The sequence below is a fragment of the Shinella sp. HY16 genome, from assembly GCF_028534175.1.
Taxonomy (GTDB): Bacteria; Pseudomonadota; Alphaproteobacteria; order Rhizobiales; family Rhizobiaceae; genus Shinella.
Map to the genome: position 1 here is coordinate 2,259,518 of NZ_JAHYXL010000001.1, position 15,336 is coordinate 2,274,853.

General features: G+C 64.7%; 12 protein-coding genes. 4 read left to right on the plus strand and 8 right to left on the minus strand.

The window, feature by feature from the left end; all coding sequences use genetic code 11:
* Positions 1-32 precede the first annotated feature (32 nt).
* The 4 genes from K0P03_RS11360 to K0P03_RS11375 are packed head-to-tail and all read left to right on the plus strand — an operon-like array spanning position 33 to position 4,668.
* The gene (locus tag K0P03_RS11360; RefSeq protein WP_272789630.1) at positions 33-1,652 is read left to right on the plus strand and encodes a phytoene desaturase family protein; all 1,620 of its coding nucleotides are present in this window, start codon (positions 33-35) and stop codon (positions 1,650-1,652) included.
* The gene (locus K0P03_RS11365) at positions 1,639-3,195 is read left to right on the plus strand and encodes a phytoene desaturase family protein (protein ID WP_272789631.1); all 1,557 of its coding nucleotides are present in this window, start codon (positions 1,639-1,641) and stop codon (positions 3,193-3,195) included. The genes K0P03_RS11360 and K0P03_RS11365 overlap by 14 nt, the downstream gene beginning before the upstream one ends.
* A 5-nt stretch (positions 3,196-3,200) precedes the next feature.
* Positions 3,201-4,424 carry an aminomethyltransferase family protein gene (locus tag K0P03_RS11370; RefSeq protein WP_272790475.1) on the plus strand — a complete coding sequence of 408 codons (1,224 nt, stop codon included), beginning with the start codon at positions 3,201-3,203 and terminating at the stop codon, positions 4,422-4,424.
* Positions 4,425-4,464: 40 nt separating this feature from the next.
* Positions 4,465-4,668: a hypothetical protein gene (locus tag K0P03_RS11375; RefSeq protein ID WP_336314288.1), complete on the plus strand. Its 204-nt coding sequence runs from the start codon at positions 4,465-4,467 to the stop codon at positions 4,666-4,668.
* On the opposite strand, the gene K0P03_RS11380 is transcribed toward K0P03_RS11375, so the two are convergent.
* From K0P03_RS11380 to K0P03_RS11415, 8 genes are all read right to left on the minus strand, one after another.
* A complete protein-coding gene (locus K0P03_RS11380; RefSeq protein ID WP_272789633.1) occupies positions 4,660-5,283 on the minus strand; it encodes a TetR family transcriptional regulator in 624 nt (207 codons plus the stop codon). The genes K0P03_RS11375 and K0P03_RS11380 overlap by 9 nt on opposite strands.
* 6 nt (positions 5,284-5,289) lie before the next feature.
* Positions 5,290-8,427 (minus strand): efflux RND transporter permease subunit, encoded by a 3,138-nt coding sequence (locus K0P03_RS11385; RefSeq protein WP_023515745.1) that lies wholly within the window; start codon positions 8,425-8,427, stop codon positions 5,290-5,292.
* A gap of 11 nt (positions 8,428-8,438) precedes the next feature.
* A complete protein-coding gene (locus K0P03_RS11390; protein ID WP_272789634.1) occupies positions 8,439-9,725 on the minus strand; it encodes an efflux RND transporter periplasmic adaptor subunit in 1,287 nt (428 codons plus the stop codon).
* 177 nt (positions 9,726-9,902) lie between these two features.
* On the minus strand, positions 9,903-10,904 hold the full coding sequence (locus K0P03_RS11395; RefSeq protein WP_272789635.1) for an ABC transporter ATP-binding protein: 1,002 nt from the start codon (positions 10,902-10,904) through the stop codon (positions 9,903-9,905).
* A gap of 11 nt (positions 10,905-10,915) precedes the next feature.
* Positions 10,916-11,980, minus strand: a complete 1,065-nt coding sequence (locus K0P03_RS11400; RefSeq protein WP_023515748.1) for a Gfo/Idh/MocA family protein — start codon at positions 11,978-11,980, stop codon at positions 10,916-10,918.
* Positions 11,977-12,816, minus strand: a complete 840-nt coding sequence (locus K0P03_RS11405; RefSeq protein ID WP_024271551.1) for a carbohydrate ABC transporter permease — start codon at positions 12,814-12,816, stop codon at positions 11,977-11,979. Before K0P03_RS11405 ends, K0P03_RS11400 begins: the two co-directional genes overlap by 4 nt.
* 15 nt (positions 12,817-12,831) lie before the next feature.
* Entirely contained in the window at positions 12,832-13,782 is a 951-nt protein-coding gene (locus K0P03_RS11410) for a carbohydrate ABC transporter permease (RefSeq protein ID WP_023516266.1), read from the minus strand.
* Positions 13,783-14,070: 288 nt separating this feature from the next.
* Positions 14,071-15,330 (minus strand): ABC transporter substrate-binding protein, encoded by a 1,260-nt coding sequence (locus K0P03_RS11415; protein WP_050744558.1) that lies wholly within the window; start codon positions 15,328-15,330, stop codon positions 14,071-14,073.
* Between the last annotated feature and the right edge of the window lie 6 nt (positions 15,331-15,336).

Sequence of the window (15,336 nt, forward strand, 5' to 3'; positions counted from 1 at the left end):
TGCAGCTTTTAGAAACAAGGGAGACATCAAAAATGCAAAAATACGATGCCCTGATCGTCGGCGGCGGCCATAACGGGCTCGTCACCGCCTGTTACCTCCAGCGATCCGGCCTGAAGGTCGCCGTGCTCGAAAAGAATGGCTGGGTCGGCGGCGCGGCAACGAGCCGCGAGCTGACGCCGGGCTTCCTCTACTCCAACTGTTCCTATGTCTGCTCCCTCTTCCGGCCGGAGATCATGCGCGACCTGGAACTGCCGAAACACGGCCTCCAGGTCATCGCCTACGAGGGCGGCGCGGTCTTCACCCGCGACGGGGACTACCTCGCCTCCTACCGTGACCACGACAGCCACCGCCGCGAGTTCGCGCGCTATTCGAAGCGCGACGCGGAGGCCTACGAGCGCTACGCCCGCGACGTGACGCGCCAGTGCCGTTTCATCCAGCCGCTCCTGATGCGCACCGCCCCCGACCCGTTCGGTTTTCGCCCGCGCGACCTGTCCGAGTTCCTCTACCTCGCCAAAAAGTTCGGTGAATTCAGCCCACAGGAAATGGCCGAGACACTCCGCTTCTGGACCATGTCGATCTCCGACTTCCTCGACGAATATTTCGAGACCGACGTCATCAAGGCCTATCTCGCACTGTCGGGCATCATCGGCACCGCGCTCGGCCCCATGTCGCCCGGCACCGCCTATGTGCTGCTGCACCACTATATGGGCGAGGTGGACGGCTCGGTCGGTGCCTGGGGCTATGCGCGCGGCGGCATGGGCGCGGTGACACAGGCCCTCGCCCGCTCCTTCGAGGCCGCCGGCGGCACGATCCGCACCGACGCCGAGGTTGCAAAAATCCTCACCCGCGGCGGCCGCACGACCGGCGTGGTGCTCGCCAATGGCGACGAACTCAACGCGGGCCTCGTCGTCTCGAATGCCGACGTCAAGCGCACCTTCCTCACGCTCGTCGACGAGGACACCCTGCCCGGCGAATTCGTCCACCGGGTCAGGCATTTCAAGATGCGCGGCTCCTCCGGCAAGGTGAACATCGCGCTCGACAGCCTGCCGGAGTTTCCAGCCTTGCCGGAAGGCTCCTCCTGCCTGCGCGGCGACATGCATTTCACCGATTCGATCGAGCGCATGGAGCGGGCCTATGACGACTGGAAGGCTGGGCGTTGGTCGGCCGATCCCTTTCTCGACATGGTGATCCCGACGACGCTCGACCCGACCATGGCCTCGCCGGGAAAACACTTCATGAGCTGCTTCGTGCAGTACTGTCCGCCAAAGCTCGAGGGCCGCGACTGGACGGACGCCGACCGCGACGCCTTCGCCGAGACGGTGATCGGCCAGATCGCGGACTATTCGCCGGGCTTTCGCGAGCGCATCGTGCATATGGAGGTGCGCACCCCGCGCGAGATCGAGAACGAGGTGGGCCTGACGGAGGGCAACATCTTCCAGGGCGAGCTCACCTTCGACCAGCTGCTCTTCAATCGGCCCGTGCCCGGCTACGCTCAGTACCGCAGCCCGATATCCGGCCTCTATATGTGCGGCTCCTCCACCCATCCGGGCGGCGGGGTGATGGGGGCGCCCGGCCGCAACGCCGCCGCCGAAATCCTGCGCGACCTGAAGCGTTCCCCCGAGCAGATGAGCAAAGCCCATGACGTCATTTGATGCCATCGTGATCGGCGCCGGCCATAACGGCCTTGCCGCCGCCGCCCGCCTCGCCAAGGGCGGCCGCAGGGTTTTGGTGCTGGAAGCGGCGAACGAACCGGGCGGCGCGACGCGCGGCCGCGAGTTTTTCCCGGGCTTCCGCTCCGCCGGCCTTGCCCATCTCGTCAACCGGCTCGATGCGGACATGGCCCTCGACATCGGTCTCGACCTTGCCGGCACCGACACGGTGTTGCCGACGACGGTTCTCGACGGTTCGGGAACGGCCGCCGTGCTGCACGGCGCCTATGGCGAACGCATCGACGGCGTTTCGCCGCAGGAGGCCGAGGCCTTCACGGCGCTGCGCAGGAAACTGGTCTTCCAGGCGGGCATCCTGAAACGGTTCCTGCGCCGCCCGCCGCCGCAGATCGGCGCGCTGTCGCTCGGCGACCTTTCCACCTTCGCTTCCGCCGGCTTCGGCCTCATCCGCAAGGGGCGCAGCGAGGGCCGCGATTTCCTGCGCATGCTGCTGATGAACGTCGCCGACGTCGCCGACGAACATCTTTCGGACGACCGGCTGAAGGGCCTCCTCGCCTTCGATGCGACCCTCGGCATCCATCTCGGGCCCCGCTCGCCGACCTCCCTGCTCGGCCTCTATTATCGCCTGACCGGTGAGGTCGCCGGCAAGGCGGGCGGGCAGTTCGTGCCGGCGGGCGGCATGGCGCGCGTCGCGCCCGCCTTCCTGCGCGCTGCCGAAAAGGCCGGCGTCACCCTGCGCTGCGGCGCGCCCGTCGGCCGTATCCTTGCCGATCGCGGCCGGGTGAGCGGCGTCGTTCTCGCCGACGGGACGCAGATCACCGCACCCGTCATCGTCTCGGCGATCCACCCGCAAACGACCTTCCTCCACCTCGTCGATCCCGCCGAAAGCGGCACAGGCTTCGTGCGCTCGGTGAAGAACGTGCGCAGCCACGGCAACGTCGCCAAGCTCGACCTCGCACTCGACCGCATCCCCGATTTCACCGGCCTGCCAAAGGAAGCCTGGGGGGGCCGCATCGTGCTGGTGCGCTCGATGGAACAGGTCGAAGAGGCTTTCAACCCGGCAAAATACGGCGAATTCTCCAGCGATCCCGTCATGGAAGTGACGCTGCCGAGCCTTGCCGACTCGTCGCTGGCGCCGGCCGGCGGCTGCACGCTCTCGGCGCTCGTGCAATATGCTCCCTATCGCCTCAAGAGGGGCTGGGAGAGCGGCAAGCCGGCCTTCCTCAAGATCGTGCTCGACACGCTGGAGCGCCATGCGCCGGGCCTCGGAAAGTCCGTGGTCTCGGCCAGCCTGATGACGCCTGTTGATATCGAGGCGGAATACAACCTGCCGGGCGGCCATTGGCACCACGGCGAACTGCAGGCCGACCAGTTGCTCGTCAACCGACCGACCAGCGCCGCCTCCGGCTATCGCACGCCGATCGAAGGCCTCTATCTCGCGAGCGCCGGGGCGCATCCGGGCGGCGGCATATCCGGCCTGCCGGGCTGGAACGCGGCCCGTCACATCCTTTCGGGAGCGACCGCATGAACGCCATGACGAAATCCGCCGCCGAAATCCGCCGCGCCGCCCGCAACCACATTCTCGCGCCGCGACTGGAGAGCCCGTTCCATGAGCGCCTGATGGCGCTGAGCGAGGTGAACGACTGGTACAACTGGGCCGGCTACAAGGCGCCGCATGCGCTGTTCGACGGCGAACTCGAATATTTCGCCATCCGTTCCACGGCCGCCCTCTTCGATATCTCGCCGATGGTGAAATACCGCATCACCGGCCCCGACGCCGTGCGCTATCTCAACCGCCTGACCCTTCGCGACGTGCGCAAGCTCGCCGTGAACCGCGTGCACTACACCGCCTGGTGCGATGACCACGGCCATGTGCTTGATGATGGCACGCTCTTCCGCCTTGGCGAGAGCGAGTTCCGCCTCTGCTGCCAGGAACGCCACCTGCCCTGGCTCATCGACAGCGCCTTCGGTTTTACGGTCGATATCCACGAGGAGACGGAGGAGATCGCCGGTCTCGCCCTGCAGGGTCCGACAAGCTACGCCGTGCTGCGCGATGCCGGCTTTGCCGGCGTGGACGTGTTGAAACCCTTCCATATAGGTACTTTCCCGCATGAGGGCGGCGAGGTGACCATCTCGCGCACCGGCTTCACCGGCGATCTCGGCTACGAACTCTTCGTGCCCCGCGCGAACGCGCTTTCGCTGTGGGATCGGCTGTGGAGCGCCGGCGAGCGGCACACAATCCGCGCCATCGGCTACGGCGCGCTCAACCAGGCGCGCATCGAGGCGGGCTTCATCGTCGCAAACACGGATTTCGTCACCGCCGAGGGCGCGCTGCGCGCCGACCGGGTGCGCATGCCCGACGAGATCGGCCTCGACTGGCTGGTCGATCCGGACAAGCCGAACTTCAACGGGCGCCGGCCCATCTTCGACGCGCGGCGGAATCAGTCTCTGAAGCACATCCTCGTCGGCCTTGAAATCGAAGGGAATATTCCCGCCGAGCATGCCATCGTCTATCATCGGCAAAAGCGCGAGGCGGGCCTCGTCACCGCCGCGATCTGGTCGCCGACGGCCAAGCGCAACATCGCCATCGCCAGCCTCGAGCGGCCCTACGGATCGAAATTCACGGAAGACCTCTGGGTGGAGATCTATGCGATGCGGGAACTGAAATACCAGAAGCTGATGAAGCGCGCCAAGATCGTGCCGCGTCCCTTCGTCAGGCTCGCAAGGCGGACGGCAAGCCCGCCGGGCCTCACCTGACATGGACGAGGAGGCCCGCCGCAACTGGGAGATCATCACCATGCCCCCCGGCATTGAATGGTCCGGCCGGGCGCGCTACGCGGCGGCCATGTACTTTTGCCAGCGTGGCGAGATGGCACCGGAGGTGCTGGAGGTCTACCGCATCTGTTCACGGCTCGACGCGGAGGACCCCGTCTCGGTGCTCAGGCGCTGGCAGATCGGCGCAGACTGGATCGCGCGGCTCGATGCCCCCCGCTCAGCGTGACGGTACGGGGCTCGCATAGGTCAAGAAGAGGCGGCGCAACGCGTCCTTGCCCTCGCTGGCGATATCGAACCGCCGGCCGAACAGCAGCCATTCCGCGCAGAGTCCCTTGATGAGCCAACGCAGCATCGAGGCGGCGGAGCGCGGCGTCCAGGCCGCGCCCAGCTTGCCCTGTCCCTCGGCCTTCGCAAATGCCGCTTCCAGCGCCTGCATGTGCTCGTCGTTGATGTCGTTCTGCCGTTCGGAGATGGCGGCGAATTCGCCCGACGTATCGCAACGCAGGAGGATCGACAGGATGCGTTGGCGGTGCTCGTCGGTGGCCAGCAGCTCAAGCCATTCCCGGCCGATCCGTTCGAGCACGCCGAAAACATCGGCGTTCTCCGCTTCCAGCTCGCGGGCGATCAGCTCCTCCTGCGGCATGGGCAACGAATTGTAGAGTTCCAGCACGAGATCCGCCCTATTGGCGAAGTGCCAGTAGATGGCGCCGCGGGTAACCCCCGCGGCGCGCGCCACATCCTCCATGGAGGCATGGGCGACACCCTTTTCGTAGAAGACCTTCTCCGCCGCCAGCAGGATCTGCTGGCGGGTTTCCTTGGCCTCTGCCTTGGTCCGGCGCATGGCGACTTACTCCGCCGGGTTTGCCGCCGGAGCCGGCTCCTCCTTCTTCTCCTTGCCGTAACCGAACATCTTCATCACGAAGACGAAGAAGACGGGCACGAAGAAGATGGCGAGCACCGTGGCCGTGATCATGCCGCCCATCACGCCCGTACCGATGGCGCGCTGGCTGCCCGAGCTTGCGCCCGTGGCAATCGCGAGCGGCAGAACGCCGAGCGTGAAGGCGAGCGAGGTCATCAGGATCGGGCGGAAGCGCAGGTGGCAGGCCTCGATGGTCGCCTCGATCAGCGACTTGCCGTCCTCCATCAGTTCCTTGGCGAACTCGATGATCAGGATCGCGTTCTTCGCCGAAAGGCCGATGATCGCGATCAGGCCCACCTTGAAGTACACGTCGTTCGACATGTCGCGCAAGGTGACCGCGATGACCGCGCCGATGACGCCGAGCGGCACGACGAGGATGACCGCGAACGGGATCGACCAGCTTTCATAGAGCGCCGCAAGGCACAGGAACACCAGGAGGATAGAGAGACCGACGAGGATCGGCGCCTGCGAACCGGACTGGATTTCCTGCAGCGACTGGCCCGTCCATTCATAGCCGAAGCCCGGCGGAAGCTGGGCGGCAAGCCGCTGCATCTCCGCGATCGCGTCACCGGACGAGAAGCCCGGCTTCGTGTCGCCGCTGAAGCGCATGGAGGGGTAGCCATTGTAGCCGACGGTCTGCGTCGGCGCCATCGTCCACTCCGCGGTCGCGAAGGCGGAGATCGGCACCATGCCACCCGACGCGTTCCTGACATTGAGATTCAGGAGGTCGGCCACCTGCATGCGTTCGTTCTGGTCCGCCTGGACCGTCACACGCTGCATGCGCCCGGCATTCGGGAAGTCGTTGACATAGGTCGAGCCGAGGTTCGTCGAGATCGTCGAGTTGATGTCGGCGAAGGTCACACCGAAGGTATTGGCCTTCTCGCGATCGATCATGACGTTGACCTGGGCTGCATCCGGCATGCCATCGACGCGCACGCCCGCAACCACGTTGCTCTGGGCCGCAAGGCCGAGAAGCTGGGCGCTCGCGGCCGACAGTGCCTGCTGGCCGAGGCCGCCTCGGTCCTGCAGACGGAACGAGAAGCCGCCCGTCGTGCCGAGACCCTGGATCGGCGGCGGCGACAGCGCGAAGCTGATCGCATCCTTGATCTGGCTCATGGCCATGCTGGCACGCCCGGCGATCGCCTGCGCCGAATTCTCCGGCCCACGCTCGCTCCAGTCCTTCAGCGTGACGAAGGCAAGGCCTGCGTTCTGCCCCGAACCGAAGAAGGAGAAGCCGTTGATGCCGACGATCGTCTCGACCGCGGGCTCCTGGCCGAAGATCTGCTCGACCTGGGTCAGCACTTCGTCGGTCCGGTGGCCCGTCGCTTCGGAGGGAAGCTGCATCATGACGATGGCAAAGCCCTGGTCTTCGTCCGGCAGGAACGAGGACGGAAGCTTCATGAACAGGTAGCCGAGGCCGGCGAGGATCGCGAGATAGATCACCATGAAGCGACCCGTCCGGCGCACCAGCCAACCGACGCTGCCGCTATAGCTCTTCGACGAACGGTCGAAACCGCGGTTGAACCAGCCGAAGAAGCCGCGCTTGGCGTGATGGTGGCCCTTCGGCACCTGCTTGAGGAAGCTGCCGGCAAGCGCCGGGGTCAGCGAGAGTGCGAGGAACGCCGAGAACAGGATCGACACGACCATCGTCAGCGAGAACTGCTGGTAGATGACGCCGACCGCGCCCGGGAAGAAGCCCATCGGGATGAACACCGAGGCGAGCACCAGCGTGATGCCGATGACGGCGCCGGTGATCTGCTTCATCGCCTTGCGGGTCGCCTCCTTCGGGGGCAGGCCCTCTTCCGACATGATGCGCTCGACGTTTTCCACGACGATGATCGCATCGTCGACGAGAATGCCGATGGCGAGAACCATGGCGAACATGGTCAAGACGTTGATCGAAAAGCCCATGGCGAGCATGACGGCGCAAGTGCCGAGCAGCGCGACCGGGACGACGAGCGTCGGGATGATCGTGTACCGGATGTTCTGCAGGAACAGGAACATCACGAGGAAGACGAGACCGACGGCTTCGAGCAGCGTATGCAGAACCTTCTCGATCGACACCTTGACGAAGGGCGAGGTGTCATAGGGCGTCGAATATTCGAGGCCCGGCGGGAAGAACTGCGCAAGCTCGTCCATGCGGGCCTTGATCGCCTCGGAGGTCGCCATGGCGTTGCCGGTCGGCGAGAGCTGCACGGCGACGGCGGCCGAAGGCTGGCCGTTGAGGCGCGTCGAGAACGAATAGGTCTCGCCGCCCACCTCGACGCGCGCGACGTCGCGCAGACGCACGGCCGAACCATCCGCATTGGCGCGAAGCACGATGGCGCCGAATTCTTCCGGCGTCGTCAGCTGGCCCTTGATGTTGACGGGAGCCGCGATCTGCTGGGTGATCGGGTTCGGCTGCGCGCCGATGCTGCCGGCGGCGATCTGGGCGTTCTGCGCCTGGACGGCGGCCGTCACGTCCGCGGCCGTCAGGTTGAGGCCGCGCATCTTGGCAGGATCGAGCCAGATGCGCATGGAACGCTGCGTGGCGAAGAGCTGCGCACGGCCGACGCCGGGCACGCGCTGGATTTCCGAGAGAACGTTGCGGTTGACGTAATCGCCGAGGCTGATGGCATCCATCGAGCCGTCGGTGGAGGTCAGCGCGACGATGAGCAGGAAGCCGGAACCGGCTTCTTCGACCTGCACGCCCTGGCGGCGCACGGAATCGGGAAGGCGCGGCTCGACGCGGCTGACGCGGTTCTGCACGTCGACCGACGCCTGGCTCGGGTCGGTGCCCGGCGCGAAGGTGATGTTGATTTCGGCCGAACCCGAGGCACTCGAGGTCGATTCGAAATAGAGCATGCCCTCGACGCCGTTCAGCTCATCCTCGATGAGCTTGGTGACGCTCTGGTAAGTGTCCTGCGACGACGCGCCGGAATAGGTCGTCGACACCGTGATCTGCGGCGGGGCGACGTCGGGATACTGCGCGATCGGCAGAAGCGGAATGGCGATGGCGCCGGCGATCATGATGAAGATCGCGACGACCCAGGCGAAAATCGGCCTGTCGATGAAAAAACTGGGCATCCTTCAGATCCTCACTTCGCCTGCTCGGCCTTGGCGGCGCCTTCGCCGCCCTCCGCCTTGCCGGCTGCGCCGGTCTGTGCAGCACCGGCTTCGGCCTTGCCGGCCTCCCCGGTCTCGGCAGCGCCGCCTTCGGCAGCCTTCGCCACGGCATTCGGGTCCCACTCGGCCGGCACGACTTCGCCGCCCGGCTGAACCTTCTGGAAGCCTTCGACAATGATCTTCTCGCCGTCCTTCAGGCCATCCGGGATGACCCAGTTCGTGCCGATGGCACGGCCGACGCGCACATTGCGGGTGCCGGCCTTGTTGTCGGCGGAAACGACATAGACGAGCGCGCTGCCCGAAGCATCACGCTGGACGGCCTGCTGCGGCACGATCACGGCGTTCTTCTCGATGCCCTGTTCGATCTGCACGCGCACATACATGCCCGGCAAGAGGTCGCCGTCCGGGTTCGGGAATTCGCCGCGCAGCGTCACCTGGCCGGTCGTCTCGTCGACGGCGGCTTCGGAGAACAGGAGCTTGCCCGGATGCGGATAGGCGGACCCGTCGTCAAGCACCAGCTTGACGTCGGCCGAATTGTTGTCGGCCATCAGCGCGCCGTCTTCCAGCGCCTTGCGCAGGCGCATCAGGTCGGTCGCCGACTGGGTGAAGTCGGCATAGACCGGGTCGAGCTGCTGGATCGTCGCAAGGTTTTCCGTGCCATTGGCCGAAACCAGCGCACCCTCGGTGATGAGCGCACGGCCGATACGGCCACTGATCGGCGCCTTGACCTCGGTATATTCGAGATTGAGCTTGGCGGTCGCAAGGCTCGCCTCGGCGATGGCGACATCGGCGTCCGCCTGCGCAAGCTGGGCGACGGCGTCGTCATAGGTCTGCGCGGACGCGACATTCGACTTGCGCAGCTGTTCCTGGCGCTCGGCAGTGTTGCGCGCCTGGGCCTGGACGGCCTTGGCACGGCGCAGCGTCGCCTCGGCGCTGTCGACCTGCACCTGGAACGGCGCAGGATCGATGCGGTAGAGCACGTCGCCTTCCTTGACCTGCGAGCCCTGCTCGAAGATGCGGTCGATGACGATGCCGGTCGCGCGCGGCCGGACTTCCGCCGTGCGGGTCGCTGCGATGCGGCCCGGCAGGTCGTTGGTGATCGGCACATCCTCTGCCTTCACGGTGATGACGGCCACCTGCGGCGGCGGGAACGCAAAGCCGCCCTGCGGCGCCTGCTCGTCCTGGCAGCCGGCGAGAATCAAAAGGGCGCCGAAGGTCGCAATCGAAATCGGTCTCGTGAAACGCATGGGTTCTTCCATAAGCGGTGCCGCCTGAAGCGCGGCAGGGTCCTGAAAACATGAAGATGCGGTGATCGCAGGACCACCGCATCGCAACATACAAACAACGCTGTATGTTAGTTTCTGATCTTTGACAATCGTAGACCACGGCCCCGCCCGCCGCAATCCTCACCCATCACGGACTTGTGATGAGGGTCCTCAACGTATGGCGTGACCATTTGCGTCGAAACGATGCATCTGGTTTGCGGCCGGCGTGGCGAAGACCACGTCACCGGGCGCGTAGTGATACTCTCCGAACAGACGGACGGTGAAGGCACCGACTTTCTCCGATTCGAGATAGACGATCGTGTCCGCGCCGAGGTGCTCGACATGCACGGCCCTCGCCTGCCATTCGCCGCTGTCGCGCGACAGAGTGACGTGTTCCGGGCGCACGCCAATGGTCTTGGCATCGGACGCGCCGAGGCGGCCCGCATCGATGAAGTTCATGCCCGGCGACCCGATAAAGCCGGCAACGAAGAGGTTGGCGGGCCGGTTGTAGAGTTCCATCGGCGAGCCGACCTGCTGGATGACACCGCCGTCGAGCACCACGATCTTGTCCGCCAGCGTCATCGCCTCGACCTGGTCGTGCGTGACGTAGATCATGGTGGCCTTCAACTCGCGGTGCAGCCGGGCGATCTCGAGGCGGGTGTTGACGCGCAGCGCCGCATCGAGGTTGGAGAGCGGTTCGTCGAACAGGAAGAGTTTCGGTTCACGCACGATGGCGCGGCCGATGGCGACGCGCTGGCGCTGGCCACCCGACAGTTCGGCCGGGCGGCGGGCGAGGTACTTCTCCAGTGACAGCATGGAGGAGGCCTTGGCGACGCGCCTTTCGATTTCATCCTTCGGCGCGCCTGCCTGCTTGAGGCCGAGGCCCATATTGTCCTTGACGGTGAGGTGCGGATAGAGCGCGTAGGACTGGAAGACCATGGCGATGCCGCGCTTTGCCGGCGGCACGGTCACGACTTCCGTGCCGTCGATGGTGATCGAGCCCGATGTCGCATCCTCAAGGCCGGCGATGATGCGCAGCAGCGTGGACTTGCCGCAGCCCGAGGGGCCGACGAAGATGACGAACTCGCCGTCCTTCACGTCAAGGTCGATGCCCTTGATCACGTCGACATTGCCGAAGGACTTGCGTACGGATTTGAGTTGAAGAGAGCCCACCTGATATCCCCTTAAAGCTTGACCGTTTGACCGGTTCTGACACTTTCATCGGCCGCGAGGCAGATCCTCAGCGACTGCACCGCATCGTCCATATGCCGCGTGAGGTCGATGTCCTCGCGGATCGCCTTCAGCACATAGGCCTGTTCGCGGTCGCAGAGTTCCTGGTGGCCCGGCTCGCCGGCCATCTTCAGGTCCTCGTCCGGCGACAGGAACTTGCCGTCGGGGCCGGTGGCCGCGTTGTGAACGCGGATGACCGCCGTCTTGGTGTGGGTGTCGATGTCGTCGGACTTCGCGTTCGGATCCATGACGATGGAAACGGAGCCGTTCGGCGACATGACGTCCTTCACGAAGAAGGCCGTCTCCGAGATCATCGGGCCCCAGCCCGCCTCGTACCAGCCGAGCGAGCCATCGTCGAAGAGCACCTGCAGGTGGCCGTAGTTATACATGTCGGGCGCGATCTCGTTGGAAAGGCGCAGGCCCATGCCGCGCACCTCCACGGGCTTGGCATCGGTGATCTGGCACATCACGTCGACATAGTGCACGCCGCAGTCGACGATCGGCGGCGTCGTCTGCATCAGCGCCTTGTGGGTCGCCCAGGTCGGCCCGCTCGACTGCTGGTTCAGGTTCATGCGGAAGACATACGGGCCGCCGAGCTTGCGCGCTTCCTCGATGAGCCGCACCCAGGAAGGATGGTGGCGCAGGATATAGCCGACGATGAGCTTGCGGCCGTTCGCCTTGGCGCAGGCGACCACCCGCTCGGCATCGGCAACGGTCGTCGCCAGCGGCTTTTCGAGGAAGACATGGGCACCGGCTTCGAGTGCTGCGATCGCATATTCGGCATGGCTGTCCGAATAGGTGTTGATCGAGCAGAGTTCCGGCTTCAGCGCGCGCAGCGCCTCCGGGAAGGACGGATGAATCTCGTAGCCTTCCAGCCCGGCCGGAACCGGAACCTTCGACCGGTTGACGAGACCGATGATCTCGAAACCCGGATTCTCATGGTAGGCGAGCGCATGGCTGCGGCCCATATTGCCGAGACCGGCGGACAGGACGCGAAGGGGGGACGTGGCAGAACTCACTTGACTGCTCCCGAAGTGATGCCGCGGATCAGCTGCCGCGAGAAGATGAAATAGAGGATGAGGACGGGCAGGATCGCGAGCGAGAGTGCGGCGAGCACTGCATTCCAGTTGGTGACGAACTGTCCGATGAAGATCTGCGAGCCCAGCGTCACCGTCTTGGTCGCCTCGCTCGGCGCCAGGATCAGCGGGAACCACAGGTCGTTCCAGATCGGGATCATGGTGAAGACCGCGACGGTCGCCATGGCCGGCCGCACCAGCGGCAGGACGAGGCGGAAGAAGATGGAGTATTCCGAGAGACCGTCGATACGCCCGGCATTCTTGAGGTCATCGGAGACGGTCCGCATGAATTCGGAGAGGATGAAGACCGCGAGCGGGATACCCTGCGCGGTATAGACGAGGATCAGCGCCGTCAGCGTGTTGACGAGCCCCGTCGCCACCATGCCCTGCAGGATCGCCACGGTACCGAGACGGATCGGGATCATGATGCCGATGGCAAGGTAGAGGCCCATCAGCATGTTGCCGCGGAAGCGGTATTCCGAGAGCGCGAAGGCGGCCATGGCGCCGAACAGCAGCACCAGCGCGATGGAGGCCACCGTGACGATAAAGCTGTTCTGGAAATAGGTCGCGAAATCCCCCTGCCCCAGCACCGTCGTGTAGCCGACAAGGTCGAAGGTCCCGGGCGTCGGAAGCTGCATCGGGTTGCGGAAGATGGCGTTGCGGTCCTTCATCGAATTGATGATCGTCAGGAACACCGGGAAGATCGAGATCACGGCGTAGCCGATCAGCGCCAGGTGAACGAGGGACGTGCGGGTCAGCGAGGTGCGTGCTTTGGACATGTCTTGCCCTCCCGATCAGAACTGGTAGCGACGCATGCGCCGCTGGATGGCGAAGAGATACAGCGAGACGCCGGCGAGGATGATGAGGAACATGACCGTTGCGATCGTCGCGCCCATCGATCGGTCGCCCAGCTGGAGCTGGAAGCCGAAGAAGGTTCGGTAGAGCAGCGTGCCGAGGATATCGGTGGACTTGTCAGGCCCGGCGAGCGCACCCTGCACGGTGTAGACGAGGTCGAAGGCATTGAAGTTGCCGACGAAGGTGAGGATCGAGATGATGCCGATGGCGGGCAGGATGAGCGGCAGCTTGATCTTCCAGAACTGGCTCCAGCCGGTGACGCCGTCGCATTCGGCAGCCTCGATCACCTCTTCGGGGATATTGAGCAGCGCCGCGTAGATCAGCATCATCGGAATGCCGACATACTGCCAGACAGAGATCAGCGACACTGCGATGAGCGCCGAGTTCGGCTTGCCGAGCCAGGGGGCGAAGAGCGACTTCAGGCCGACCAGATCCATCAGATAGGGCGAGACGCCCCAGATCGGCGAGAGGATCAGCTTCCAGATGAAGCCGACGATCACGAAGGAAAGCAGTGTCGGCAGGAAGATCGCGGTGCGGTAGAACGCGGCAAAGCGCAGCTTCGGGATCGACAGCATGGCCGCGAGCGCCACCCCGATCGGGTTTTGCACCAGCATGTGGATGACGAAGAAGATCACGTTGTTCTTCAGCGCGTTCCAGAAGTCGGCCGCCCAGCGCTCGTCGCCGAACAGCACCTTGAAGTTGCTGAGACCGACGAAGGTCGACTGGCCGTCCACCGTGTTGAACAGCGACAGGCGCAGCGTCTCGATGAGCGGCAGGATCATGACCGCCGAATAAACGATGAAGGCCGGCAGCAGGAAAACGCCGATATGCCAGCGTGTTGGCCGCTTGATCGGTCCTGTTGCCTCATGGGAAGAAGGTATGTCGCTCATGGCCCAGCGTGCCCCGTCCGGTTGTTGTTCGTTAGATCCGCATGCACGGACGCCGTGCGCGGCCGGTAGTGCCGCACATGACAAATTCAGCATACACGATAGTGCCGGGGTCGCTCCCCGATTTTGCCCTTCGGCACCCTCTGTCCACCGGGACGAAGAGGGATACGGCGTGCGCCTGATCATTCGAGCCGCACCGCCCAAGCACCTCCCCCCGAATTTTACGGGGAGAGGGCCGGAGCGGGACGATGCCCGCTCCTCAAAGCAGAATTCAGCAGTCGAGACGCAGGCTTACTTGGCCGGCTTGTACCAGCTGTCGAGGCCCTTCTGGAGCTTTTCGCCAGCCACTTCCGGCGTATCCGTGCCGTTGATGACGTTGGCCGATTCGGTCCAGGTCTCGTTTTCGAGGTTCGGCGTGCCGCGCGACAGGATCTGGTAGGTCGAGCGGATCGTCGGCTGGCACTTTTCACGCCAGGAGACGAATTCCTGCGCCAGCGGGTCGGCCATCTTCACGGCCGTCGAATTCAGGCTGAAGAAGCCCGGCAGCGAGTTGGCGTAGATGTCGGCGAATTCCGGCGAGGAGACGAAGCTCAGGAACTTCTTGGCGGCATCCGCATTCGGGCTCTTGGCATTGAGGCCGATGCCGATGTCGTTGTGGTCGGAGATGTAGCAGGTGTCGCCGGCATTCTTCACCGGCGGCGCGAACGCGCCCATCTTGAACTGCGCCTGCGTGTTGAACAGGCCGATTTCCCACGAGCCGGCCGGATAGATGGCAGCGCGGCCGAGCGTGAAGAGGTTCTGGCTGTCCGGATAGGTCTGGGCTTCGAAACCGTCGCCGAGATAGTCCTTCCACTTGGCGAGAACGCGGTAGGGTTCGACCCAGGCGTCGTCGGTCAGCTTCTGCTCGCCCTTGATGAGCGCCTTGCGGCCTTCTTCGCCCTTCCAGTAGGTCGGGCCGATGTTCTGGTAGCCCATGGTGGCGGCTTCCCAGAGATCCTTCGTGCCCATGGCCATCGGGATGTAGCTGCCTTCGGCCTTGATCTTGTCGAGCGCGGCGAAGAACTCGGCTTCCGTCGTCGGAACCGAGATACCGAGCGTGTCGAAGGCGTCCTTGTTGTAGATGAAGCCGTGGATGACCGAAGCCATCGGCACGCAGAAGGCCGTCGCGCCGTCGTCCGTCGTCCAGGCGGACTTGGCGACGTCGGAGAAGTTCTCGATGCCCGGCAGATCGTTCAGGCCGGCAAGGTGGCCCTTGTTGAACAGCTCGAGCGAGGCGTCGAACGGACGGCAGGTGATGAGGTCGCCTGCCGAGCCGGCGTCAAGCTTGGCGTTCAGCGCGGCGTTGTACTCGGTCGGCGCGGTCGGCGCGAAGACGACCTTGATGCCGGGGTTCTTGGCTTCGAAGGCCGGGATGATCTTTTCCTGCCAGATGGCGAGGTCGTCGTTGCGCCAGCTTTCGACCGTCAGCGTGACGTCGGCCGCCTGAGCGATTCCGGCCGTGCCGAGGATGCTCGTGGCGAGCAACAGGCCTTTGATTGCGGTGCGTGTCATTGCATT